21 protein-coding genes are annotated in these 25,036 nt (G+C 56.6%); 4 read left to right on the plus strand and 17 right to left on the minus strand.

Annotation, left to right across the window (positions count from 1 at the left end; genetic code table 11):
* Nucleotides 1-28: 28 nt before the first annotated feature.
* The 12 genes from wecG to trxA all read right to left on the minus strand — a co-directional run bounded on the left by wecG (nucleotide 29) and on the right by trxA (nucleotide 13,051).
* Complete coding sequence (gene wecG / locus DBY73_RS19145; RefSeq protein ID WP_112012633.1) at nucleotides 29-769, minus strand: lipopolysaccharide N-acetylmannosaminouronosyltransferase; 741 nt, start codon at nucleotides 767-769, stop codon at nucleotides 29-31.
* 12 nt (nucleotides 770-781) lie between these two features.
* Complete coding sequence (wzyE, locus tag DBY73_RS19150) at nucleotides 782-2,134, minus strand: ECA oligosaccharide polymerase (RefSeq protein ID WP_112012634.1); 1,353 nt, start codon at nucleotides 2,132-2,134, stop codon at nucleotides 782-784.
* Nucleotides 2,131-3,210: a TDP-N-acetylfucosamine:lipid II N-acetylfucosaminyltransferase gene (locus DBY73_RS19155; RefSeq protein WP_112012635.1), complete on the minus strand. Its 1,080-nt coding sequence runs from the start codon at nucleotides 3,208-3,210 to the stop codon at nucleotides 2,131-2,133. The genes wzyE and DBY73_RS19155 overlap by 4 nt, the downstream gene beginning before the upstream one ends.
* On the minus strand, nucleotides 3,207-4,457 hold the full coding sequence (wzxE, locus tag DBY73_RS19160; protein ID WP_112012636.1) for a lipid III flippase WzxE: 1,251 nt from the start codon (nucleotides 4,455-4,457) through the stop codon (nucleotides 3,207-3,209). Before wzxE ends, DBY73_RS19155 begins: the two co-directional genes overlap by 4 nt.
* A 1-nt stretch (nucleotide 4,458) precedes the next feature.
* Entirely contained in the window at nucleotides 4,459-5,589 is a 1,131-nt protein-coding gene (rffA, locus tag DBY73_RS19165; protein WP_112012637.1) for a dTDP-4-amino-4,6-dideoxygalactose transaminase, read from the minus strand.
* Nucleotides 5,590-5,593: 4 nt separating this feature from the next.
* On the minus strand, nucleotides 5,594-6,271 hold the full coding sequence (rffC, locus tag DBY73_RS19170) for a dTDP-4-amino-4,6-dideoxy-D-galactose acyltransferase (RefSeq protein ID WP_112012638.1): 678 nt from the start codon (nucleotides 6,269-6,271) through the stop codon (nucleotides 5,594-5,596).
* Nucleotides 6,268-7,530 carry a UDP-N-acetyl-D-mannosamine dehydrogenase gene (gene wecC / locus DBY73_RS19175; RefSeq protein WP_112012639.1) on the minus strand — a complete coding sequence of 421 codons (1,263 nt, stop codon included), beginning with the start codon at nucleotides 7,528-7,530 and terminating at the stop codon, nucleotides 6,268-6,270. Before wecC ends, rffC begins: the two co-directional genes overlap by 4 nt.
* Nucleotides 7,527-8,657, minus strand: coding sequence for a UDP-N-acetylglucosamine 2-epimerase (non-hydrolyzing) (gene wecB, locus DBY73_RS19180; protein WP_112012640.1), 1,131 nt, complete (start codon nucleotides 8,655-8,657; stop codon nucleotides 7,527-7,529). The genes wecC and wecB overlap by 4 nt, the downstream gene beginning before the upstream one ends.
* Before the next feature lie 56 nt (nucleotides 8,658-8,713).
* The gene (gene wzzE, locus DBY73_RS19185) at nucleotides 8,714-9,760 is read right to left on the minus strand and encodes an ECA polysaccharide chain length modulation protein (RefSeq protein WP_112012641.1); all 1,047 of its coding nucleotides are present in this window, start codon (nucleotides 9,758-9,760) and stop codon (nucleotides 8,714-8,716) included.
* A gap of 12 nt (nucleotides 9,761-9,772) precedes the next feature.
* Nucleotides 9,773-10,879: a UDP-N-acetylglucosamine--undecaprenyl-phosphate N-acetylglucosaminephosphotransferase gene (gene wecA, locus DBY73_RS19190; protein WP_112012642.1), complete on the minus strand. Its 1,107-nt coding sequence runs from the start codon at nucleotides 10,877-10,879 to the stop codon at nucleotides 9,773-9,775.
* A 241-nt stretch (nucleotides 10,880-11,120) separates the two neighbouring features.
* Entirely contained in the window at nucleotides 11,121-12,380 is a 1,260-nt protein-coding gene (gene rho / locus DBY73_RS19195) for a transcription termination factor Rho (protein WP_001054528.1), read from the minus strand.
* A 341-nt stretch (nucleotides 12,381-12,721) separates the two neighbouring features.
* Nucleotides 12,722-13,051 (minus strand): thioredoxin TrxA, encoded by a 330-nt coding sequence (gene trxA / locus DBY73_RS19200; RefSeq protein ID WP_004386384.1) that lies wholly within the window; start codon nucleotides 13,049-13,051, stop codon nucleotides 12,722-12,724.
* 144 nt (nucleotides 13,052-13,195) lie between these two features.
* Here trxA and rhlB point away from each other — a divergent pair, with 144 nt between their 5' ends.
* Complete coding sequence (rhlB, locus tag DBY73_RS19205; RefSeq protein WP_112012643.1) at nucleotides 13,196-14,464, plus strand: ATP-dependent RNA helicase RhlB; 1,269 nt, start codon at nucleotides 13,196-13,198, stop codon at nucleotides 14,462-14,464.
* 134 nt (nucleotides 14,465-14,598) lie between these two features.
* Complete coding sequence (gene gppA, locus DBY73_RS19215) at nucleotides 14,599-16,080, plus strand: guanosine-5'-triphosphate,3'-diphosphate diphosphatase (RefSeq protein WP_112012645.1); 1,482 nt, start codon at nucleotides 14,599-14,601, stop codon at nucleotides 16,078-16,080.
* A gap of 47 nt (nucleotides 16,081-16,127) precedes the next feature.
* Here gppA and rep read toward each other — a convergent pair whose 3' ends face one another.
* Nucleotides 16,128-18,152, minus strand: coding sequence for a DNA helicase Rep (rep, locus tag DBY73_RS19220; RefSeq protein ID WP_112012646.1), 2,025 nt, complete (start codon nucleotides 18,150-18,152; stop codon nucleotides 16,128-16,130).
* Nucleotides 18,153-18,237: 85 nt separating this feature from the next.
* Here rep and ppiC point away from each other — a divergent pair, with 85 nt between their 5' ends.
* Nucleotides 18,238-18,519, plus strand: coding sequence for a peptidylprolyl isomerase PpiC (gene ppiC / locus DBY73_RS19225; RefSeq protein WP_112012647.1), 282 nt, complete (start codon nucleotides 18,238-18,240; stop codon nucleotides 18,517-18,519).
* A 93-nt stretch (nucleotides 18,520-18,612) separates the two neighbouring features.
* Here ppiC and ilvC read toward each other — a convergent pair whose 3' ends face one another.
* Nucleotides 18,613-20,088, minus strand: a complete 1,476-nt coding sequence (gene ilvC, locus DBY73_RS19230) for a ketol-acid reductoisomerase (RefSeq protein ID WP_112012648.1) — start codon at nucleotides 20,086-20,088, stop codon at nucleotides 18,613-18,615.
* Between the two features lie 152 nt (nucleotides 20,089-20,240).
* Here ilvC and ilvY point away from each other — a divergent pair, with 152 nt between their 5' ends.
* Nucleotides 20,241-21,140, plus strand: coding sequence for an HTH-type transcriptional activator IlvY (ilvY, locus tag DBY73_RS19235; protein ID WP_112012649.1), 900 nt, complete (start codon nucleotides 20,241-20,243; stop codon nucleotides 21,138-21,140).
* 35 nt (nucleotides 21,141-21,175) lie between these two features.
* Here the strand turns inward: ilvY and DBY73_RS19240 are convergent, their stop codons facing one another.
* The 3 genes from DBY73_RS19240 to DBY73_RS19250 form a co-directional block, all read right to left on the minus strand.
* On the minus strand, nucleotides 21,176-22,420 hold the full coding sequence (locus tag DBY73_RS19240) for an oligosaccharide MFS transporter (RefSeq protein ID WP_181573263.1): 1,245 nt from the start codon (nucleotides 22,418-22,420) through the stop codon (nucleotides 21,176-21,178).
* 160 nt (nucleotides 22,421-22,580) lie between these two features.
* Nucleotides 22,581-23,528 (minus strand): aminoimidazole riboside kinase, encoded by a 948-nt coding sequence (locus DBY73_RS19245; RefSeq protein ID WP_112012650.1) that lies wholly within the window; start codon nucleotides 23,526-23,528, stop codon nucleotides 22,581-22,583.
* Nucleotides 23,525-24,970 carry a glycoside hydrolase family 32 protein gene (locus DBY73_RS19250; RefSeq protein WP_112012663.1) on the minus strand — a complete coding sequence of 482 codons (1,446 nt, stop codon included), beginning with the start codon at nucleotides 24,968-24,970 and terminating at the stop codon, nucleotides 23,525-23,527. Before DBY73_RS19250 ends, DBY73_RS19245 begins: the two co-directional genes overlap by 4 nt.
* Nucleotides 24,971-25,036: the final 66 nt, after the last annotated feature.

The raw sequence follows: 25,036 nt of genomic DNA on the forward strand, positions 1-25,036 counted from the left end.
GCGAATAGCAGATCGCGCTACATTTTGATTACATTTTTCCGGTGTAGTGCCAGCTGAGGTAGCGGAGCAGACGAATCTGTCGTTTGATTCGGGTCGGCTGGGACAGCAGACGATAGAGCCACTCCAGCCCCAGCTTTTGCCATACTTTCGGGGCGCGCTTAACGTGGCCGGTGAAAACATCATACGTGCCGCCAACGCCCATATAGAGCGCATTCGGGCTGACGAGACGACAGTCCCGCATCAGGATCTCCTGGCGCGGCGAGCCCATGGCCACGGTGACAATCTTCGCCCCGCTGTCGCGCACGCGTTCAAACAGCGCCTGCTTATCTTCCGGTTTGAAGTAACCGTCCTGGCTGCCCACGATGTTAACATTCCATTGACGACGCAGCTTCTCCTCGGTTTGAGCGAGCACGTCCGGCCTGCCGCCGATCAGGAAAACAGGCGTCCCTTCGGCCCCCGCGCGCGCCATCAGCTCTTCCCACAGGTCGGCTCCCGCCACGCGTGAAACATTAGCGCCGGGATACTTTTTGCGGATTGAGCGCACGACGCTAATGCCGTCCGCGTACTTAAACTCGGCCGCTTCAATCAGGCTTCGCACCTCGGCGTTATCTTCTACCGCCAGCATCTTTTCGGCATTGATCGCCACCAGCGTGCCCGATTTCATCTTTCCGTCGGCAAACAGATAGTCGAGCGCGTGCTGCATATCGCGCCAGCCAATAAGCTGCAGGCCGCGCAGCGCATAGCGCGGTGCGGAGGTTGTGTCAGTCATTACGATCCTTACTCAGACTTGCGACAGCGTTGTGCTGCCCCGTGGTTCGCGTCTGTGAATGAGCCCTGCGCTCTCAAACAGCCAGTACAGCAGCTTGGCGAGCAGCAGGCAGATACCGAAAACCACCATAAAGAAAACGACGCGCGAGACGAACGAATCCAGCCCCTCGCGCGCCAGAACGATCATATTGAAAATGGCACCGAAACAGAAACTGTGCAAAATCGCCGCCTTATAGCGATTCGTCTCCCGGTTGCCGAGCGCGTAGAGCCAATCGAACCATTTGATGATCAGGCCCACGGCAACGGCCCCCGGCAGGATAAACCAGGTGCCGCCCATGACCACCAGCGAGCCGATAAGCGTCGGCGAAATCGCCAGGCCGGAGTGGTTATTCAGCACTTCCCAGGTAAAGTAGTTCGCGGTGTTGAGCACTACGCCCGGACGGTCCGGCCACAGCCACGTCGGGATAAAGACATAGAAGTCGCGCACGATGGGCGCAAGCCCCTGGAAGTCAATTTTGTCGTAGTTTTGCAGCAGCAGCGCCAGGTTTTCCCATGGCGAGAACGTATCGCGCGTCAGGTACAGGAAGGTGTAGAACGCCTCGTCACCGGCCACGTTCAGGCCGTAGCGCTTCAGCGCCAGCCAGAACATCCCGACAATACCGAACACCCCCGCCGCTGCCAGCATCCATAAGGAGATCCAGCCGCGAATGATGCCGATAAACAGGAAAATGGCGAAGGCGATAATGATGTTGGCGCGCGTGCCGCCCACAATCATGTAGGTGAGGATGCCGAACGCAACGGTGCTGACCAGGAAAAAGAGCCAGGCCTTGCTGTCCTGCCGCAGGAAGAAGACCACCAGCATCGCCGGAATGAAGAAGTAGAAAAAGCGCTTGAGCGCCACGCCGGACACTTCGGCGGAGAAAATCTGGCTGTAAGACTGGAGCTTGAACAGCAGAAAACCGTTATGCATGAAGAACACGGCCACGCTTACCAGCGCGATGGTCATCAGCATCACCCACGTCAGGTGCGTCTCTACCCGGTTCATGGTGAACAGCGCCCTGCGAGGCGCCGTCTCTTTAACGGAACGCAGCCGCGTTTTATAGGTAACGTAGTACACCGCGTAGAAGCAGGTAGCGGACAGCAGCGCTTCCAGCAGGATTTCCGGCGGCGCAACGCCCACGTCAAAGCGGAATACCAGCACGCTGGTTAACGGGAAGCCGAAGTAAAAGGTGAGCAGAAACAGCAGCGAGAAGAAGACGTTGAAGTTAAAACGCACGCGGCGAAACTCAAACCACGTCAGCGTGGCGATAAACAGCGTGCTCAGCAGCCACACCACCAGCAGGCCGCTAAATTGCAACTGGCTCATGCTGTCTCTCCTGAGGCGATACGCAGCGCGCGGTGCCACGGCGTAAGGTAGTTCGGGCTGAAGAAGTCGATGGCGTTTTTATCCACCAGCGCCAGCTGACGCTGCGCTTCACGCACGACCTCAACGTTCAGCGCGTCGGACGTAAACAGCACCGGAATGTGCTGTTCAGCCATATCCTGCCAGAAGGGGTTTTCACGGTTCAAGACGCACGGCACGCCGGCCTGTATGAGCAGACACAGCGTGCCAATCCCCTGCTGGCGGGCAAAGATAAAATAGCCGAGATCGCACCTGCGCAGCAGCGCGAGGTAATCGTCAAACGCCAGCTTCTCCCGCAGAACGTTCACGTTCTCTTCGCTGAAAAGCGCCAACGCCTGCTGGCGCACGTCGTCGATATAGGCGTCGTTATTGGCCGGATAGCCCATCGGCACCACCACGTTTACCGTATCGCCAAACTGCTGATGAACCGCGCGGAGCGCCGCGACGTGTTCGTTGCTGCGATCGCCCGAGTTCCCTACCAGAATCGTCAGCTTACCCTCACGCTGCGACGCGTTCGCCATCGCGTTCAGCGCCGGATCCATGCGGGTCGGGAAATAGAGCAGCTCGCCGCGCACGCCCGGGTGCTGTTTCGCAAAGTAATTAAGATCGCCACGAGTGGCGAACACGCGGCCCACGCGCCCCTGCGCCAGGCGGCGCAGCGGATAGAAAAGGCGGAACTTCCAGCCGTGAGACACTTCGTACAGGTCCGCGCCCCAGATGTGCCAGCTGCACTGTGAAGGCTTAATTCCACCGCTCAGCAGCGCCAGCCACAGGCCGGTATTGAACTGGCCGTGGAAAAAGAAGCGCTGCGCCCGATTGGCTTTCGCCTTCGCGACAACCGCCTTCGCCAGCGCCGCTTTGTTCGGCCAGAAGGTGATATTCAGCGCCGGGCACGCCGCGCTCAGGCCGTTATCCTGGCCAACCACCATAAACTCGCGCGCATCAGACGAGCCGGACGCCAGCTCGTCGTTGAAGAACCGCAGCACGGTCTGGTTATGGTGTGGAATATCCGAACCCAGTATGTGAATCAGTGCAGTCATGCGCGTTTACGCCAAAGTAAAAATACGCCGCAGCAGGCAGCGAAATAAACGATATAGGTTGCCATGTAGGCCTGAGCGGCGCCCAGCGCGCCGTGCACCGGGATCAGCCAGTGGGCGAACGCCGTCAGCAGCGCAAACTGGCTCACCTCTGCGAGGATATACAGCCGCAGCGACGCTTTGGCAATCACCAGATAGCCGAAAACGTAAGCGCCTACTTTCAGTACATCCCCAACCAGCTGCCAGGCAAAGAGATCGCGCATGGCGGTAAACTTTGCCGAAAAGAGCAGCCAGATGGCGACGTCGCGCAGCAGCCAGACGGTAAAGCTCGCCACCGCCACAGCCGGTAAAACAAAGCGCAGGGAGCGGAGGATCTCGCGGGTGATGTCCTGCTTAGTAATAAGGCGCGATAGGGTCGGCAGCAGCCAGACGCTGAAGGACGCGGTGATAAACTGGAGGTAGGCGTCAGAAATGCTGCTTACGCCCTGCCAAATCCCCACCTCATCCCAGCTGTAGTGCGCCGCCAGCAGGTTTCGCATCATCACGTAGGCGACAGGCAGCGTGACGGACGTAATGAGCGCCATCAGGGTAAATTTACCCAGCTGCCCCGCCAGCACTTTGTCCCACTGCGGCTTGAGATAGCGCAGCGGGATATCGCCTCTGCGCATCAGCATAAACGCGGCGGGAATGACCACCAGCGCAGGCACCAGCGCCAGCCCCAGCAGCGCCCCTTCATAGCCGCCGAGGCGGTAGCAGAAGTAATAGGCGATCACGCCAATAACGCTGCCCAGAATCAGCGCCAGCGCGTTTCCGGCCGCGTCGCGGAAGCCTTTCATCAGCGCCAGCAGCAGGTTCGCCCACGCGATCCCCATCTGAACAAGCGCTACCAGCCGCACCAGGCCTTGATAGTGCGTATGGCCAAACAGCCCCTGGCTTATCGGCGCTGCCGCCAGCAAAAAGACCGCCGCCAGCAGCGTGGAAAAGCCCAGCACCATGGAGGATGACGTTCCCACGACGGCGCGGAGCTTTCCGGGATCGTCGTGATGCTGCGCCACATACTTGGTTACGCCGTTAAAGATACCGGCGCCTGCCAGAACGCCCAGCACCGTCACCAGCTGGCGAAAGTTACCCGCCAGCCCCACGCCGGATGGGCCAAACGAGACGGCCAACAGCTTGACGACCAGCAGTCCGGCCCCAATTTTGACGAGCGTGGACGCGGCGGTCCACACCGATGCTTTTGCCAGAGACATATCAGCCGAAGTAGCTCAGGAGGGTATTGATCACCGTGCGCTGGTTAACCGGCGCGAGGTTGTAGAACAGTGGCAACCTTAGTAAGCGCTCACTTTCTTTCGTGGTATACCGGTCTTCACCCGCAAACATGCCAAACTCTTCGCCCGCAGGGCTGGAGTGCAGCGGAATGTAGTGGAACACCGCCATAATCTCCGCTTCTTTCAGCCAGGCAATCAGCCTGCTGCGATCGTCGTTATCGCGCAGCTTGATATAAAACATGTGGGCGTTATGAACGCAGTCGGCCGGTACGGTAGGCAGTTCGATACGCCCGGCTTTCGCCAGCGGCTCCAGCGCGTCGTAGTAGGTATGCCACAGGGACAGGCGCTGAAGATTAATGCGCTCGGCGGCCTCCAGCTGCGCCCACAGGTACGCGGCCTGCAGGTCGGCCATTAGGTAGCTTGAGCCAATATCGCGCCAGGTGTATTTGTCCACCTGACCACGGAAGAACTGGCTGCGGTTCGTGCCCTTTTCGCGGATCACTTCCGCGCGCTCCACCAGCGCGCGGTCGTTAATCAGCGTCGCGCCGCCTTCGCCGCCCGCCGTGTAGTTTTTGGTTTCATGGAAGCTAAAGCAGCCGATGTGGCCAATGGAGCCCAGCGCGCGCCCTTTGTAGGTGGACATCACGCCCTGCGCGGCGTCTTCCACCACGAATAGGTTGTGCTTTTTGGCGATCGCCATAATGGTGTCCATTTCGCAGGCGACGCCCGCGTAGTGAACAGGCACGATGACCCGCGTTTTTTCGGTTATCGCCGCTTCAATCAGGGTCTCATCAATGTTCATGGTGTCCGGACGCACGTCCACGAACACGATTTTGGCTCCGCGCAGGACAAAGGCGTTCGCCGTGGAGACGAACGTGTAGCTGGGCATGATCACTTCATCGCCGGGCTGGACGTCCAGCAGCAGCGCCGCCATCTCCAGCGAAGCCGTACAGGACGGCGTCAGCAGCACCTTGGCGCTGTGAAAACGCTGCTCCATCCACTGCTGGCAGCGACGGGTAAATCCGCCGTCACCGCAGAGCTTGCCGCTGCCCATGGCTGACTGCATATAGTCGAGTTCTGTTCCCACAACGGGAGGCGCATTAAAGGGGATCATCTTGTCACCTGTATAACCAGTAGGCGGTGGCATCAACGTTGGCGCCACTCGCGATATAACGTTTAAGCGCGGCGGTATTGCCCATTTGGGTCGCCACCCGCAGCGTCGAAAGATGTTGCCGTTGCGCCCAGTGCAGCGCCGCCTGCATGAGCTTCTCGCCCATGCCGCGCCCGGCCAAAAGCCCAATGCGGGCTTCGCGGTCATTCAGCTTACGCAGAGTAACAAACCCGGTGATGCGGCTATCCTCTGCGCGAAAAACAAAACAGACGTGATCGAACGTGCCTTTAACCGCATTTTCTACCCACTGGGCGTAGAAGCGGCCGCTGTCATCAGGCGCATACCAGGGCGCGCGAAAGCGGCTCAGGGCAAACGCCTCTGCGGCCATCTGGCGCAGCACCGCGATGTCCTGCTCTTTAGCCATTTCCGCACCGGGCGACGCGTGACGGCCCACGGAAAGGGAGAGATCGACCTCTCCCTCAACCATCTGAAAGCCCCGCCGCTGGAGGGCGTCCAGCAGGTCGGCACGTCCGGCGGGGACTTTAGCCTGCACGCGCTGCCACGCCGAAAAGTCAGCTTGGGTAAGCGCGGGAGCCTCCTCGCGCAGGCGCACGATGGCCGAAGGAACCGCAAAAAAGGCGCTTTCCCACTGAAGGGGTTCCAGCACGCCGTTCAGCTCACTCAACGCCAGACGCCTTTGGTATCAACAACGTATTTCTGCGAAACGGCATCGGCAGGCGTTGCTTTAAACTCTTTGTGATCCACCAGCAGCACCAGAACATCCGCCGTCGCCAGCGCGTCGTCTAGCGCGGTAAGCGTGCACTTATCTGCCAGCGTCGCCGGAAGCGCATGGATATTCGGCTCAACCACCAGCGTTTCACCGCTGTGCCAGCCTGCGATTGCATCGGTAATTTCCATTGCCGGGCTTTCGCGCAGATCGTCGATGTTCGGCTTGAACGCCAAGCCGAAGCAGGCGATTTTCAGCTCGCTGGCACGCTTGCCGCTTTCGGCAAGGCAGTCCGCTACCGTGGCCTTAACCTGATTCAGCACCCAGTGCGGCTTGCTGTCGTTGACTTCGCGCGCGGTGCGGATCAGGCGAGCCTGCTCCGGGTTCTGCGCCACGATAAACCACGGGTCCACGGCGATGCAGTGTCCGCCCACGCCCGGGCCCGGCTGCAGGATGTTCACGCGCGGATGGCGGTTCGCCAGGCTAATCAGTTCCCAGACGTTAATTCCACGATCGGCACAAATTAGCGACAGTTCATTCGCAAAGGCGATGTTGACGTCGCGGAAGCTGTTTTCGGTCAGCTTGCACATTTCGGCGGTGCGGGAGTTTGTCACTACGCATTCGCCTTCGAGGAAAATCTTATATAGCTCGCTGGCGCGCGCGGAGCATACCGGCGTCATGCCGCCGATCACGCGGTCGTTCTTAATCAGCTCCACCATCACCTGGCCCGGCAGAACGCGCTCGGGGCAGTAGGCGATGTTGATATCAGCCTGTTCACCCGCCTGCTGCGGGAAGGTGAGGTCGGGACGCGCTTCGGACAGCCACTGCGCCATCTGCTCCGTCGCGCCTACCGGCGAGGTGGATTCCAGAATGACCAGCGCACCTTTCTTTAACACGGGCGCGATGGATTTTGCCGCGGCCTCAACGAAGGCCATATCGGGCTCATGGTCGCCTTTGAACGGCGTCGGGACCGCAATCAGGTAGGCATCCGCCTCTACCGGCACGGTGCTGGCGCGCAGGAATCCGCCGTCGACGGCCTCTTTTACCACGCGATCGAGATCCGGCTCCACGATATGAATTTCACCACGGTTGATGGTTTCCACCGCGCGCGCGTTGATATCCACGCCCACAACCTGCTTTTGACGTGAGGCGAAGGCCGCCGCGGTAGGCAGCCCAATGTAGCCAAGACCAATGACAGAGATGGTAGTAAAACTCATAGCGTTACCCGATTGTGTTTAAGTGCATGCAAAATACGCTCACAAGCCTGCCCATCGCCGTACGGGTTATGGGCCCGGCTCATCGCCTGGTACTCTTCGTCATCGTGCAGCAAGCGCGTCACTTCGTCGACGATACGCTGCTTATCCGTGCCCACCAGGCGTACCGTACCGGCTTTTACCGCCTCCGGGCGCTCCGTGGTTTCACGCATCACCAGCACCGGCTTGCCCAGAGAAGGTGCCTCCTCCTGAATGCCGCCGGAGTCCGTCAGGATCAGCCAGGCGTGGTTCATCAGCCAGACGAACGGCATGTAGTCCTGCGGTTCAATCAGCAGGACGTTCTCAACGTGCCCCAGAATGCGGTTGACCGGCTCGCTGACGTTAGGATTGAGGTGAACCGGATAGACGATTTGCACATCTTTATTGTCGGCAGCGATGTCCGCCAGCGCGTGGCAAATCTGTTCGAAGCCGCGGCCAAAGCTTTCGCGGCGGTGGCCCGTTACCAGGATCGTTTTTTTACCGTTGTTCAAAAACGGATAGCGTGCGGCAAGCTCGGCCTTAAGATCGTCGTTGGAGAGCACCCGGTCGCGCACCCAGATTAGCGCGTCGATTACCGTATTTCCGGTAACGAAAATTTGCTTGTCGGCGATATTTTCACGGAGCAAATTCTGGCGAGAATTTTCCGTTGGCGCGAAGTGGAACATCGCCAGATGGCCGGTGAGCGTGCGGTTGGCCTCTTCCGGCCACGGTGAATAGAGGTTGCCGGTGCGCAGGCCTGCTTCGACATGACCAACGGGAATGCGCTGGTAAAACGCGGCCAGACTGGTCGCCACGGTGGTGGTGGTATCACCATGCACCAGCACCACATCAGGCTTGAAGGATTCCAGAATCGGCTTGAGCTCTTGCAAAATACGGCAGGTGATCTCCGTCAACCCCTGCCCCGGCTTCATGATATTGAGATCGTAATCCGGGACGATAGAAAAGAGAGTTAAGACCTGATCCAGCATCTCGCGATGCTGCGCGGTAACGCATACCCTTGCGTCAATATCAGGATCTCTGGCTAGCGCATGAACCAGAGGTGCCATCTTGATGGCCTCCGGCCTGGTGCCAAATACGGTAAGTACTTTCACATCGATTCTCTTCGATTAGACGATGAAGGCCGAAGCCTTCATCGTAGATGGCGTTCTTAGTTTGTGCGGCGACGCGTTAACGCCACGCCAGCGCCAACCAGGGCACCCACGATACCCCACATGATCATCAGGAATGCGCGACGCGGGCTATCGCGTTTTACAGGTTCTTCAGGCGTTCTCAAATACCGATAGGTCTGAAAACGTGGGTCAAGCGTTGGCCCCACGTTCAGGGTATTCAACATGGCGCGGTTCTGGTCGTAATCGAGGTCAAAATCAGGGCCAACGGCCTGGAGATTTTCAAGGCGCGCCTGAAGCATTGGGCGGCCCAGGAGGAACATTTCCGAATCCGGCAGCTCTTCAGACGGTACGTCCGTCTCGCTGCGGGAAATGTTGCGCTGCTCAGCAATCTTCAGGGCCTGCTCCAGGTTATGTACGCGACGAGCGAAAATAGCTTGCGCGACCTCCTCCTGGCGTTTCACCTGGGCTTTCGTTTGAATGGTGCGGGCAGCCCATGCGCCTTTCAGCTCATCGTTAAGATGGCTTGCAGCGCGCTGGCTGGCAAAAGCAACGTACTGACGCAGCAGGTTATTGGCGTCCGGCGCGGTTTCCGCGATCAGCTTTACGCTGTCGCTAACGTTGCGCAGCGCATCACCGGGCATAAACTGGATGTTGTTAATCATGTCATCCAGCAGCGCCGCATCGACTTTACTGTTTCCGGACATGCGCTGCTTGTAGTAATCCGTCTGGGACCAGAAATCGCGGCGGGTATCCCAGGAAGCCAGCTGCATGACGAACTCTTTGTAGGCTTCGTCCATTACGGAATTTTGGTCCGGCGTGGCAAGGTTCGCCTTGATATCCAGATTATTCAGAAACTGCTGCTGAGAGTAAAAACCACCGAGCATGTTCACCGTTGGCCGGTCCGTGATCGCCGTGGCGCTCCACTCCTGTTTTGCAAAGAAGGTATAGGCCAGCGCAAGCAGCGCAAAGCCCAGCGCTATCCCGACAATCCACAGCTTGCCTCTCCATAACACGCGAAACAAACCACGAATATCCAGTTCATTTTCTGTCACTGCTGATTTCGCTTCCGCCAACGGTTGAGTCATCATAGTCCCGGTTTACTTAGTTAATGTTGTGTTGTTGCCACTGTTCCGACGCATCCTGCGTTTAACACGTTTGATAAATCGCGCTACTTTCCATGCGCGCTTAATGCAATAACCGTAAAGGAAAAATGCAAGCAAGAACAATACCAACATTACCCATTCTGGAATGTAATGGTGCAAGTATTCCGCAGCGACGCCAATACCGGCCAGAATAGCCGCCGCCAGCGTAATGAGCACGAATGCCTGACGTGAAGTGAAGCCCGCACGCATAATGAGGTGGTGAATATGCTGACGGTCCGGGGAGAAAGGACTCATTCCCTTACGCAGACGGCGATACATGATCGCCACCATATCCATCAGCGGAATCGCGATGATCCACAGCGCGGTCACCGGGCTAATAGGGTGGGTTTTTCCCTGCGTGGTTTCGAGCAAAATCCAGATAACGGTAAAGCCGATCAGCGTACTGCCCGCATCGCCCATAAACACTTTATAGCGACGGCCCAGCGCGCCAAGGTTCAGCAGAATGTAAGGCAGGATGGCGGCAATCATGGCAAAGCACCACATTGACAGGCTGTACTGACCGTCAAACCACAAAATAATGCCAATAGCGCCAAACGAGACGGAAGACAGGCCGCCGAGCAAACCGTCAATACCATCAACCATGTTGAAGGCGTTAATGGCGGCCCAGACGGCGAACAGCGTCAGGAAGAAGCCAAACGGACCGAGGACCAGCTCCCAGGGACCAAAAACGTAGCCCAGGCTTCTGAGATAGAGCCCGCCGACAACCATCATGATTACGCCAATGGCGGCCTGCACGGTAGCGCGGATTTTGACGCTGATATCAAAGCGGTCATCCAGCGCGCCGACTAACACCAGCACGCCCGCACACGCGAGGTAAAGCGCCGCGTGTGGAATATAGTAATCAGCAATACCGAACGTGAAACAGATGCCCGCGTAAACTGAAATCCCCCCAACCAGTGGAATGAGGCCCTGATGACGTTTACGGAAATTAGGCTTATCCACCAACCCGATTCTTTTTGCCACCTTACGCGCGATGAACAAAAAACAGGTTGTGAATAAAAAAATACTGATCAGCTCAGTAACTGCAGTGAGTAGATTCACAATGGATTGCTCTCAACAAATGTTAGTCCCGGAAGTATAACCATGAAGCCTCTGCCTCAGAAGGAATAAAGCTCGCCTTTACTACTCCCTTTGTATGTTTTTCAATCAATTATTTCTTTGATTGTTCAAACCGGCTTATTCTCTCACCGACCGTTCGAAAATGGGAGTATGTGGTAATAGCGTATAGCCCATAAATAAAAAACGCCACGTAAAAACGTGGCGTTTACTGGGATTATTTGCGTTACGAGCGCTTCATCATGTCGAAGAAATCGTCGTTGGTTTTGGTCATCGCCAGTTTATTAATGAGGAATTCCATTGCGTCGATTTCACCCATCGGATGGATGATTTTGCGCAGGATCCACATTTTCTGCAGCTCTTCCTGAGTGGTGAGCAGCTCTTCTTTACGGGTACCGGAACGGTTGTAGTCGATAGCCGGGAAGACGCGTTTTTCAGCAATTTTACGAGACAGGTGCAGTTCCATGTTGCCTGTACCTTTAAATTCTTCGTAAATCACTTCGTCCATCTTAGAACCGGTATCGATCAGCGCGGTTGCGATGATGGTCAGGCTGCCGCCCTCTTCCACGTTACGTGCCGCACCGAAGAAACGCTTCGGACGGTGCAGGGCGTTCGCATCCACACCACCGGTCAGCACTTTACCAGAAGCCGGAACCACGGTGTTGTACGCACGCGCCAGACGGGTGATGGAGTCGAGCAGGATGATCACGTCTTTCTTGTGCTCAACCAGGCGTTTCGCCTTCTCGATAACCATTTCCGCAACCTGAACGTGGCGAGATGCCGGCTCGTCGAAGGTGGAAGCCACAACTTCGCCTTTCACCAGACGCTGCATCTCGGTCACTTCTTCCGGACGTTCGTCGATCAGCAGCACCATCAGCACGCAGTCTGGATGGTTGTAAGCAATGCTCTGCGCGATGTTCTGCAGCAGCATAGTTTTACCCGCTTTAGGCGGCGCGACAATCAGGCCACGCTGGCCACGGCCAATTGGTGAGGCCAGATCCAGCACGCGAGCCGTTAAGTCTTCGGTTGAACCGTTACCGCGCTCCATGCGCAGGCGAGAGTTCGCGTGCAGCGGCGTTAAGTTCTCAAACAGGATCTTATTGCGCGAGTTTTCCGGTTTGTCGTAGTTAACTTCATTAACTTTCAACAGCGCAAAGTAGCGTTCACCCTCTTTAGGAGGACGAATCTTACCTGAAATGGTGTCACCAGTGCGGAGGTTGAAACGGCGGATTTGGCTGGGGGATACGTAGATGTCGTCAGGGCCGGCGAGGTAGGAGCTGTCTGCAGAGCGGAGGAAACCAAATCCGTCTTGCAATATCTCCAGCACACCGTCGCCAAAGATATCTTCGCCACTCTTAGCATGCTGCTTCAGGATGGCGAAAATGATGTCCTGCTTGCGCATACGAGCCTGGTTTTCCAGCCCCATATTTTCGCCGAGAGTGATCAGCTCAGAAACCGGCGTATTCTTTAATTCGGTAAGATTCATAATGGTGTGGGTTCTTAAACTCGGGGTAATACTCGAACTTAATGTTGTGAATGGTATGGCAGGGTCATCCATGCCTGTTTAGCGGCCATCAACTCATGTCTGTTCGCTGCCTGGTCACAGGGAAAGAACGCAGAACTGAAACGACAAGACGGATTGAGTGACAAGCCCGGAATCTAGCAACTTCACGCACTGTTTACAGCAACAACGGGAAGTATCGGGTAAAACAAGATTCAAACAACAAGGTATGTTTAAAACGAAGTCATAGCTAACTTAGCACGACTAAAGCCGGGCGTCCAGAGATCCACATCATTTAGGCGCTCTGGACGCGCAGCCGAGAAACCTTACGCCAGGTTAGCGTCCAGGAACTCTTTCAGCTGACCTTTGGACAGTGCGCCCACTTTGGTCGCCGCCACTTCGCCGTTTTTGAACAGCAGCAGGGTTGGGATACCGCGGATGCCGTATTTCGGCGCGGTGCCCGGGTTCTGGTCGATGTTCAGTTTAGCAACGGTCAGTTTGCCCTGATATTCGTCAGCGATTTCATCCAGAATCGGGGCGATCATTTTGCAAGGACCACACCACTCAGCCCAGAAATCGACGAGGGTCAGCCCGTCAGCCTTAAGCACGTCCGTGTCAAAACTGTCGTCAGTCAGGTGAATAATTTTATCGCTCATATATAACTCCACAGGAATAAGCCTGGTGCGTTGGTTTCGCCCTCATCAACGACGTGTTGATGTCGCATTAACCAACTAAAGGTTGACTTTATTTCACCGGATACGCTTTCGTAAAGCAATAGTAAGCTGATATTCTACCACACTATGAGCAAAACACATTTAACAGAACAGAAGTTTTCCGACTTCGCCCTGCACCCTAAGGTGATCGAAGCCCTTGAAAGTAAAGGGTTTCATAACTGCACGCCCATTCAGGCCCTCGCGCTGCCGCTCACGCTGGCCGGTCGCGATGTTGCAGGGCAGGCGCAAACCGGTACTGGCAAAACGATGGCGTTCTTAACGTCAACGTTTCATTATTTACTTTCTCATCCAGCGATTGCAGACCGCAAAGTTAACCAACCGCGTGCGCTCATTATGGCTCCAACGCGAGAACTGGCGGTACAGATCCACGCAGACGCTGAGCCGCTGGCGCAATCAACCGGGCTGAAACTGGGCCTGGCCTACGGCGGCGACGGTTATGACAAACAGCTGAAAGTGCTGGAAAGCGGCGTGGATATCCTGATTGGTACCACTGGCCGTCTTATCGACTACGCAAAACAGAACCATATCAACCTCGGCGCAATCCAGGTCGTGGTGCTGGATGAAGCAGACCGCATGTACGATCTGGGCTTCATTAAAGACATCCGCTGGCTGTTCCGCCGCATGCCTCCGGCAAACCAGCGCCTGAACATGCTGTTTTCCGCAACCCTTTCTTATCGCGTACGCGAGCTGGCGTTTGAACAGATGAACAACGCCGAGTACGTCGAAGTGGAGCCGGAACAAAAAACGGGCCATCGCATTAAAGAAGAGCTTTTCTATCCTTCTAACGAAGAGAAAATGCGTCTGCTGCAAACGCTGATCGAAGAAGAGTGGCCGGATCGCGCCATTATCTTCGCCAACACCAAGCACCGCTGTGAAGATATCTGGGGCCACCTGGCTGCAGACGGACACCGCGTTGGCCTGCTGACCGGCGACGTTGCGCAGAAAAAACGCCTGCGTATCCTCGACGAATTTACCCGTGGCGATCTTGATATTCTGGTGGCGACCGACGTCGCCGCGCGCGGCCTGCATATTCCTGCCGTAACGCACGTCTTTAACTATGACCTGCCGGACGACTGCGAAGATTACGTTCACCGTATCGGCCGTACCGGTCGTGCCGGGGCCAGCGGCCACTCAATCAGCCTCGCCTGTGAAGAGTACGCCCTGAACCTGCCTGCCATTGAGACCTACATCGGCCACTCAATTCCGCAGAGCAAATACAACCCGGATGCCCTGTTGAGCGAACTGCCGCCGCCGAAGCGCCTTACCCGCCCACGCACCGGCAATGGTCCGCGTCGTTCAGGCGGCGCGCCGCGTAATCGTCGTCGTTCAGGTTAAGAAAAGATGCCATACACAAAATCATTCATGATGCATCAAGGCGGCAAGGCAGCGAATCTCCTGGAGCTTACTCCAGTAAGTGACAGGTGTGAGCTGGCGCAGCCAACGATGAGGCAGCGTGAAGGATGAAGTGTATGAGTTCTACCTCGCTCTATGCAGCAATCGATCTCGGTTCTAATAGTTTTCATATGCTGGTTGTGCGCGAGGTGGCCGGGAGCATACAAACGCTGACGCGCATTAAGCGCAAGGTCCGCCTCGCTGCGGGCCTGAGCAGCGATAATCATCTCTCCCCTGAAGCCATGGAACGCGGCTGGCAGTGCCTCCGCCTATTTGCCGAACGTCTGCAGGATATCCCTCACGCGCAAATCCGCGTTGTCGCCACGGCGACGCTCAGGCTGGCGGTTAACGCCGTCGACTTTATTGCCAAAGCGCAGGAAATTTTGGGCTGCCCGGTGCAGGTCATCAGCGGTGAAGAAGAAGCGCGTCTGATTTATCAGGGCGTTGCGCACACGACAGGCGGCGACGATCGTCGTCTGGTGGTAGACATCGGCGGCGCAAGCACCGAGCTGGTTACCGGTACGGGCGCGCAGGCGACCTCGCTGTTTAGCCTGTCGATGGGCTGCGTGACCTGGCTTGAGCGCTATTTTACCGATCGCAATCTTGCCCAGGAAAACTTCGACGAGGCGGAAAAAGCCGCGCGCGACGTGCTGCGCCCGGTGATGGATGAATTACGCTACCACGGCTGGAAGGTCTGCGTGGGTGCCTCCGGTACCGTGCAGGCATTGCAGGAAATCATGATGGCGCAGGGAATGGACGAGCGTATTACGCTAGCCAAACTCCAGCAGCTTAAGCAGCGCGCTATCCAGTGCGGCCGTCTGGAAGAACTGGAAATTGAAGGCCTCACCCTCGAACGCGCGCTGGTTTTCCCAAGCGGGCTTGCGATTCTTATCGCGATTTTCACCGAGCTGAACATTCAGTGCATGACGCTGGCCGGCGGCGCGCTGCGCGAAGGTCTGGTTTACGGGATGCTGCATCTGTCGGTCGATCAGGATATCCGCAGCCGCACGCTGCGCAACGTTCAGCGCCGCTTTATGGTGGATACCGATCAGGCGGGACGCGTCAGTCAGCTAGCCTCGCTCTTCGCCGATCGGGTAGAAAAAAGCTGGGATATCGAGCCGTTAAGCCGCGATCTTCTGCTAAGCGCCTGTGCGCTGCACGAGGTCGGGCTGAGCATCGATTTTAAACAAGCGCCTGCTCACGCCGCCTATCTGGTGCGCAACCTCGACCTGCCGGGCTATACGCCCGCGCAAAAAAAGCTTTTGGCAACGCTGCTGCTGAACCAGACCAACGCCGTGGACCTCTCATCTTTGCATCAGCAGAACGCCGTGCCGCCGCGCGTGGCCGAGCATCTTTGCCGCCTGCTGCGCCTGGCGATCCTATTTGCCAGCCGTCGACGGGACGATCTGCTGCCCGCGACGACGCTGACGGTGGAAGGCGAGAAGCTGATCCTGACGCTGCCGGAAAATTGGCGGGAGAGTCATCCGCTGGGTGCGGAGCTGATTGAGCAAGAGTGCCAGTGGCAAAGCTACGTTCACTGGGTGCTTGAGGTTAAGTAATACCCTGAAACTTGCCCGGTGGCGCAGCGCTTACCGGGCCTACAAAATCAGCCTTTCTCTTTCGCTTTTGCCAGCATCGCGCGAATGTTCGCCACGTTAGCCTGGCCTTTGTGCATCCGCTCCTCGGCCGTAATCACCTTGCGCTCCTGCTCCCAAATCAGATCGTCCTGCGGCAGTTCCAGCAGGAAGCGGCTCGGCTCCGGGCGCACCAGCTCGCCGTACTGCCTGCGCTCTTTGCAGAGGGTGAACGTCAGCTCTTTTTGTGCACGCGTGATCCCCACGTAGGCCAGGCGGCGCTCTTCGTCGACGTTATCTTCATCTATGCTGCTCTGGTGGGGCAGCAAGCCCTCTTCCATTCCCACCAGATAGACGTACGGGAACTCGAGGCCTTTTGACGCGTGAAGCGTCATCAGCTGAACCTGGTCGGCCTCTTCTTCGCTCTCACCGCGCTCCATCATATCGCGCAGGGTAAAGCGGGTGACGACCTGGGTGAGGGTCATCGGCTCGTCGATCTCAGAGCCTTCCAGCATCTCCGTCATCCAGCTGAACAGCTGATTGACGTTTTTCATGCGCATTTCCGCCGCTTTCGGGCTGGCAGACGTTTCGTAGAGCCAGGACTCATAGTCGATGCCGTGGATCAGGTCACGCACTGCCGCCACGGGCTCGCGTTCCGCCAGGCGCTGAATTTCGCCCAGCCAGTGCGTGAAGCGGGTCAAATTGTCGTAGCCGCGCCCGGTCAGCGTCTGGCTCAGGCCCATATCGAAGCTGGCAGTGAACATGCTTTTGCTGCGCGTCATCGCCCACTCGCCCAGCTTTTGCAGCGTAGCCGGGCCAATCTCACGTTTTGGCGTATTCACGATGCGCAAAAACGCGCTGTCGTCATCCGGGTTGGTGAGCACGCGCAGATAGGCCAGCAGGTCTTTGATTTCAGGGCGCGAGAAGAACGACGTGCCGCCGGAAATTTTGTACGGAATGCGGTTTTGCATCAGCATCTTTTCAAAGACGCGCGACTGGTGGTTGCCGCGATAGAGGATCGCGTAATCTTTGTATTCGGTTTTATTGACGAAGTGATGAGCGATCAGCTCGCCGGTCACGCGCTCCGCCTCGTGCTCTTCGTTGTTCGCGCTAAGCACCTTGAGCTCGGTGCCGTAGCCCAGCTCGGAGAACAGGCGTTTTTCAAAAACGTGCGGGTTATTGGCGATCAGAATATTCGCCGCCTTCAGGATACGCCCCGACGAGCGGTAGTTTTGCTCCAGCTTAATCACCTGCAGCGCAGGAAAATCCTTACTCAGCAGCACCAGGTTTTGCGGACGCGCGCCGCGCCAGGAGTAGATGGACTGATCGTCGTCGCCGACGACGGTAAAACGCGCGCGTTGCCCCACCAGCAGCTTTACCAGCTCGTACTGGCTGGTGTTGGTGTCCTGATATTCATCCACCAGCAGGTAGCGGATCTTGTTCTGCCAACGTTCGCGCACCTCTTCGTTGCGCTGAAGCAGCAGCGTCGGCAGGAGGATCAGATCGTCAAAATCCAGCACGTTGCACGCTTTCATGTGCGCGTCGTACAGGCCGTAGCAGTGGGCGAAGATCCGATCCCGCTCGCCCTTGGCGATCGCCGCCGCCTGGGCTGGCGTCATCAGATCGTTTTTCCAGTTGGAGATCGTGGAGATCAGCTGTTGCAGCAGGACTTTATCATCCTCGATCAGCCCCTCGGTCAGCTCTTTAAGCAGTGCAACCTGGTCGGTATCGTCAAACAGCGAGAAGTTCGATTTCATCCCCAGCGCCGCGTATTCGCGCTTGATGATATCCAGCCCCAGCGTGTGGAACGTGGAGATCATCAGCCCACGCGCCTCTTTACGCCCCAGCGTCTGCCCGACGCGCTCCTTCATTTCTCGCGCCGCTTTGTTGGTAAAGGTGACCGCCGCAATGTGGCGCGCCTGATAGCCGCAGCCGCGGATCAGGTGCGCAATCTTATTGGTGATGACGCGCGTTTTACCGGATCCGGCTCCCGCCAGCACCAGACAGGGTCCGGTGACAAATTCGACGGCTTGTTGTTGTCCGGGGTTTAAACGCATAAATGATCACTCAATGAAAGTCAGGAGGGGAGAATAACAGCGTGGTAGTATAGCGAGCCTCATCCATACCACTCAAGGCACGATCATGGCAAAAATGGCAGCAGCAGTGCATATCCTTGTTAAGGAAGAAAAACTGGCTCTCGATCTTCTGGAGCAAATCAAAAACGGCGCCGACTTCGGCAAGCTGGCGAAGAAACACTCTATCTGTCCGTCAGGCAAACGCGGCGGTGACTTAGGTGAATTCCGCCAGGGCCAGATGGTTCCGGCGTTCGATAAGGTGGTCTTCTCCTGCCCGGTGCTGGAGCCAACCGGCCCGCTGCACACGCAGTTTGGTTACCACATCATCAAGGTGCTGTATCGGAAATAAACAGCAAGGCCTTCTCTAAGAGAAGGCCTTTAATGTTTGCACCCTCTCCCCGTGGGAGAGGGTCGGGGTGAGGGCATCAGCCCGCACCTGGTATTAGCCCGCTACCGCGATACGCTTCATATCGGTCATGTAACCACGCAGTTTGTGACCCACTTTCTCGATCTGGTGGCTGCGAATCGCTTCATTTACGTCACGCAGCTGCGCGTTGTCTACCGCACCTTCCGCAATCGGCTTGCCCAGGTCGCCCGGCTGCAGCGTGGTCATGAACTCTTTCAGCAGCGGCACGCAGGCGTAAGAGAACAGATAGTTACCGTACTCGGCGGTGTCGGAGATAACCACGTTCATCTCGTACAGGCGCTTGCGGGCGATGGTGTTGGCGATCAGCGGCAGCTCGTGCAGTGATTCATAGTACGCAGACTCTTCGATGATGCCGGAATCCACCATGGTTTCAAACGCCAGCTCAACGCCCGCTTTCACCATCGCGACCATCAGTACGCCCTTATCGAAGTACTCCTGCTCGCCGATTTTACCTTCATACTGTGGTGCGGTTTCGAACGCGGTTTTGCCGGTCTCTTCGCGCCAGGTCAGCAGTTTTTTGTCGTCGTTCGCCCAGTCCGCCATCATGCCGGAAGAGAACTCGCCGGAAATGATGTCGTCCATGTGTTTCTGGAACAGCGGCGCCATGATGGTTTTCAGCTGTTCGGACAGCGCGTAAGCGCGCAGTTTCGCCGGGTTGGACAGACGGTCCATCATCAGCGTGATGCCGCCCTGCTTCAGCGCTTCGGTGATGGTTTCCCAGCCGAACTGAATCAGTTTTTCGGCGTATGCCGGGTCCGTACCCTCTTCCACCAGCTTGTCGAAGCACAGCAGAGAGCCGGCCTGCAGCATGCCGCACAGAATGGTCTGCTCGCCCATCAGGTCAGATTTCACTTCGGCAACGAAAGAGGATTCCAGCACGCCCGCGCGGTGGCCGCCGGTGGCCGCCGCCCACGCTTTGGCGATCGCCATACCTTCGCCTTTCGGATCGTTTTCCGGGTGAACCGCGATCAGCGTCGGCACGCCGAAACCGCGCTTGTACTCTTCGCGCACTTCGGTACCCGGACACTTCGGCGCCACCATCACTACGGTGATGTCTTTACGGATCTGCTCGCCCACTTCAACGATGTTGAAGCCGTGGGAGTAGCCCAGCGCCGCGCCGTCTTTCATCAGCGGCTGTACGGAACGCACAACGTCAGAGTGCTGCTTGTCCGGCGTCAGGTTAACCACCAGATCCGCCTGCGGGATCAGCTCTTCGTAGGTGCCCACTTTGAAGCCATTTTCGGTTGCTTTACGCCAGGACGCGCGCTTTTCGGCAATCGCTTCTTTGCGCAGGGCGTAGGAGATATCCAGACCGGAGTCACGCATGTTCAGGCCCTGGTTCAGACCCTGTGCGCCACAGCCGACGATGACCACTTTTTTACCCTGAAGGTAGCTCGCGCCATCGGCAAATTCATCGCGCGCCATGAAGCGGCATTTGCCCAGCTGCGCCAGCTGCTGGCGCAAGTTAAGTGTATTAAAGTAGTTAGCCATGGGTGATACCTCGTGATGTTGTGTGTCTTATTGTTCGGTTCGCGTTTCAGCGAGAATGTACCCACATTACAACAGGAAATTTATTGCGGAAATTGATATATTCACAACGTCACGTTGCAATTTTTGCAATGTAAAAAGAGGGAGTGGAATCGGTGGATTTACGCGATCTGAAAATGTTCCTGCACCTGGCGGATAGCCGGCATTTTGGGCGCAGCGCGCGCGCCATGCACGTCAGCCCCTCCACGCTCTCGCGCCAGATCCAGCGCCTTGAGGAAGACCTCGGCCAGCCGCTGTTTGTGCGCGATAACCGTACGGTCACGCTTACGGAAGCGGGCGAAGAGCTGCGCGTTTTTGCGCAGCAAACGCTGCTGCAGTACCAACAGCTGCGGCACACCATCGACCAGCAGGGGCCGTCCCTTTCCGGCGAGCTGCATATTTTCTGCTCCGTAACCGCCGCCTACAGCCACCTTCCCCCTATCCTCGACCGCTTCCGCGCCGAGCATCCGTCGGTTGAAATTAAGCTTTCTACCGGCGACGCCGCCGACGCGATGGAAAAAGTGGTGACGGGCGAAGCCGATCTGGCGATTGCCGGCAAGCCGGAAACGCTGCCCGGCGCGGTGGCGTTCTCGATGCTGGAAAATCTGGCGGTGGTGCTGATCGCCCCCGCGCTGCCCTGCCCGGTGCGTAATCAGGTGTCGGTTGAAAAACCGGACTGGTCGACGGTGCCGTTCATCATGGCCGATCAGGGGCCGGTGCGCCGCCGCATTGAGCTGTGGTTCCGACGCCAGAAGATCAGTAACCCGTCCATTTACGCCACGGTCGGCGGCCACGAAGCCATGGTATCGATGGTGGCGCTGGGCTGCGGCGTGGCGCTGCTGCCGGAAGTGGTGCTGGAGAACAGCCCGGAACCGGTGCGCAACCGCGTGATGATTCTGGAGCGCAGCGACGAAAAAACGCCGTTCGAGCTTGGCGTGTGCGCACAGAAAAAGCGGCTGCATGAGCCGCTTATTGATGCGTTCTGGAAAATCGTTCAAACCCATAACAATGCCTGACGGGCAGGAGAAGCCCTGCGCTTCTCCTGCAGAGGTTAAGGCTCATACACCGTCTGAATCTCTTCCTTTTTATGTGATTTCTTACTTAACGTAAAATACCCCTGGATAATCATCGCAATCACGACGGAGGCAATAATCAGGAATATTGTATGGTAACCCACTTTGTCAAACAGCCGCCCAATCGGCAATGAAAGCATAATAATGCCCAGCGAACCTGCGATATTAAATCCAACCAAATAGATAGTCGCTGACAAGCGTTTATCGAAGTTCGCTACGCTGAATTTAAAGACCGACAGCACAAACAGGGGGACTTCAATCGCATGCAGCATTTTTATAAAGGAGATGATGTAAATATCCGAGAAAATGGCGGATCCTAAAATACGGCAGGCCATAATCATTCCGCCCAATAGCAGCGCCGACTTTGGACCAATTCGATTAATCAGAAAAGGCACCAGCGCCATTCCAACGGCCTCCATAATAACCTGCACAGAATTCAGATAGCCATAGACCCGCGCCCCCGTCTCTGGATTATCAAACAGGCCGGCGTAAAATACGGGAAACATCTGCTGGTCGTAGATATTATAAAATGACCAGGTGCCAATCACGAAGATAACAAAGAACCAGAACTGCTTATCCTTAAAGATGGACAAAAAATCCTGCGTTCTGACGACATTGCTCTGCTCCGCATGCCGACGCGGCACGTCCGACTTGAGCACTATGTTGATGAACAGGAAGCAAACGCCCATCACCGAAACGCCCCAGAAATTGATATGGGGGTTGATGCTGAAGCAGATCCCGCCAATCAACGTCCCAACGGCATAGCCAACGCTACCCCAAAGCCGGGCGGTGCCAAATTCAAAGCTGAACAGGCGGCTTAACTTTTCAACGTAACTCTCGATTAATCCGCATCCCGCCAGAAATCCCAGGCCAAAGAAAATCGCGCCGACGAACATGCCCAGCGTAAAGCTGGAAGACAGTAATGGCTCATAAACATAGATCAGAAAGGGCCCGGTCAGAACCAGCACCATACTCATCAGCCAGATTAGCGTTTTCCCGATCCCTAATTTATCCTGGATAAATCCATATCCAATCATAAATATCATGCTGAAGAATTGATTAACGGAATAAAGCAAACCTAACTCTTCACCGCTGAGCCCAATTTTTGTTTTCAACCATATCGCATAAAAAGACCACCACAGCGACCAGGCGCCAAAAAAGAAAAGCAGATACCCTGATGCGCCAAAATATTTTCTATTACTGAACAGCATGCTTGTTTTCATTTTTCATCCTGCCATAAGGAGACGATGCCCAATAAGCTTTCGTTGCGCCAGACATTCAGGGTGAGTCACCCATTTTTCAGGAAACAGGTACCCACCTCATTCCGATTAAAAGGAGAGAGACGTCATTCATCACCGCTGCAAAGCACGTTATCGGGGATGATTATCCTTTGCTTTCCACCTCCAGCGTTGGGGAAGATTGCAGGAATAACTCAAGCTGCTGTCGATCCGCTATGGCGGTGAGCGCCCCTTTTTGCGTTGTCGCCAGTGCGCCACAGGCGCTGGCCTGAGTGACCAACGCAGCCAGTTCCTCAAACGTCTCCGGCCAGCCTGAACGGGAAAGGGCGCTCAACGTGCCGGCCATAAACGCATCACCAGCCCCTGTAGTATCAATGCTCTCTACGCGAAAGCCGAAGAAATGAAAGGCTTTGCCCTGCCAGATAACCAGCGTGCCCTGCGCACCGTAGGTCACCAGCTTTAAGCGGGCAGGATAAGCCTCCAGCCTGGCGAGCGCGGTGGTGAAATCGTGACTGCCGGTCAGCCAGTACCACTCTTCCTCCGAGAGTTTCAGCACATCGGCCTCGAGCGCCTTTGCCTGAATGGTATTGAACATCTCCCCGGCATCGCTCCACATCTGCTCACGCAGGTTGATATCAAAGCTCACCACGCCGCCTGCGCGACGAATATTCTCTATTGCTCGCTCAAGCGTATTCCGGCAGGTTTCAGCCGCGAGCGCGAGGGAGCAAAAGTGTAAGATATCAGCGCCGAAGTCAGGCAGAGCGTCCCGCGTCAGATAGCGATCCGCCGAGGCGCTCACCAGAAAATCAAACTGGCGTTCCCCTTCGTCGTTTAATGACACGACGACGGTGCTGGTGTGATGTTTTTCATCAAACTGCATCTGTCGGGTATTCACGCCAAATGCCGTCAGGCTGCGATGCAAAAAATGGCCAAAGGGATCATCCCCTACGCGACCGATAAAACCGCTCTCACAGCCCAGGCGCGCGGCGCCTACGGCAACATTCACCGGCGCGCCACCCGCGCAGGCTTCAAACTTCATGTTTTCAAACGGCAGTAAATCCACTACGCCGTCACCGAGCGCCCAGATTCTCATGACGGCTCCCCAGCGCTTAATGGCCATGCGCAGGCGTGATGCACGGTGGCGTTACCTGAGTGGCTGAATAATGCCATCTGGCGATCGTCGTCCGTCGGGTAAATACGACTGCTCATCGTGTATTCCCCCGCATTGATAAACAGCTCAAGCGACGAGCTGTCGATGAACAACCGCCAGCGTAAAAGGTCACCCTCTGGAAGGGGCACGCTGCGGTAACCGCTGATGTTGTGCTCAGGATAATGCCGCTCGAGAACAATACGCTGCGACTGGTTATCCACATATATCCGGGCACCGCTGCCCAGGGAAAGCCCGTAACGTTCGGCATCGCTGGATGAGGTATCCCATTCGATCTGCACCTCCATCGCCCGGACATGTTCCTTCAGGATCATCGTCTGCTGCTGAAGCTTTGCTGGCTGCCATTGCTCGCAGGTGCCGCGCAGCGCTTCCAGCTCTTTAACCGGATGTTGGCAAACCCGTCCATCCTCAGACAACGTCAGCTCGCGCGGCAACGACAGCATCCCCGCCCATCCGTCTGCTTTTTCCGGCATCACAGATTCCCACATGGCAAGCCATCCCATGATCACGCGGCGTCCGTCAGGCGTGGTAAAGCTTTGCGGCGCGTAAAAATCATGTCCGTGGTCAAGTTCCTGAAACGCGCCTTCAGGGGCAAAGGCCTTTCCAGGCTGCCAGCGGCCCAAAACATAGCCGCTCTGGAAGAGATTGCGATAGCGGTAGCCTTCCGCCGCAATGCCCTGAGGAGAGAACATCAGGATGTGCTTATCGCCGAGCGGGAAAAGGTCCGGACATTCCCACATGTAAGCGCTGCAAATCGCCTCGCCTGCGATAGCGCTCTCAACGTCCCAATGGCGTAAATCCGCCGAGCGGTAAATTTGCACCTCACCCTTGCCCTGTTTTTTTGCGCCAACCACCATGTACCAGGCCTCTTTCTCGCGCCACACCTTGGGATCGCGGAAATGATGCAGGCCTTCGGGTGTATCCAACACCATTCCTTCCCGCTGAAAGGTGACTCCGTCGCTGCTGGTCGCAAGGCATTGCACCTGATAAAGGTTTTCATCGACAGGCTGACCGTGAAACTTATGGCCGGTGTAAATCAGCGCGAGTTTTTCACCCGCTACCACGGCAGACCCGGAAAAGCAGCCGTCGCGATCCTCCGGGCCTTCCGGCGCGAGCGCGACGGGCAGGTGCTCCCATCGCACCATGTCCCGGCTGCGCGCGTGCCCCCAATGCATAGGTCCCCACTCGGGCGACGAGGGGTGGTGCTGATAGAACGCGTGAAAATAGCCGTCGAACCACGTCAGGCCGTTGGGATCGTTCATCCAGCCAACCGGGGGAGCCAGATGGTATTCGGGATACCAGCGTGGCTTAATCTCCTTCTGATTTTCTTTAATAGCGCTATTTGCAGCCTGCAATAACGATTCCATCTTCATCCACCGCCCTCAAAGTTATCCGTTGCGCCGCCTGATACGATTCGGCCCTCTGCACAAAAA

This window comes from Enterobacter sp. RIT418 (assembly GCF_003057745.1).
Taxonomy (GTDB): Bacteria; Pseudomonadota; Gammaproteobacteria; order Enterobacterales; family Enterobacteriaceae; genus Enterobacter.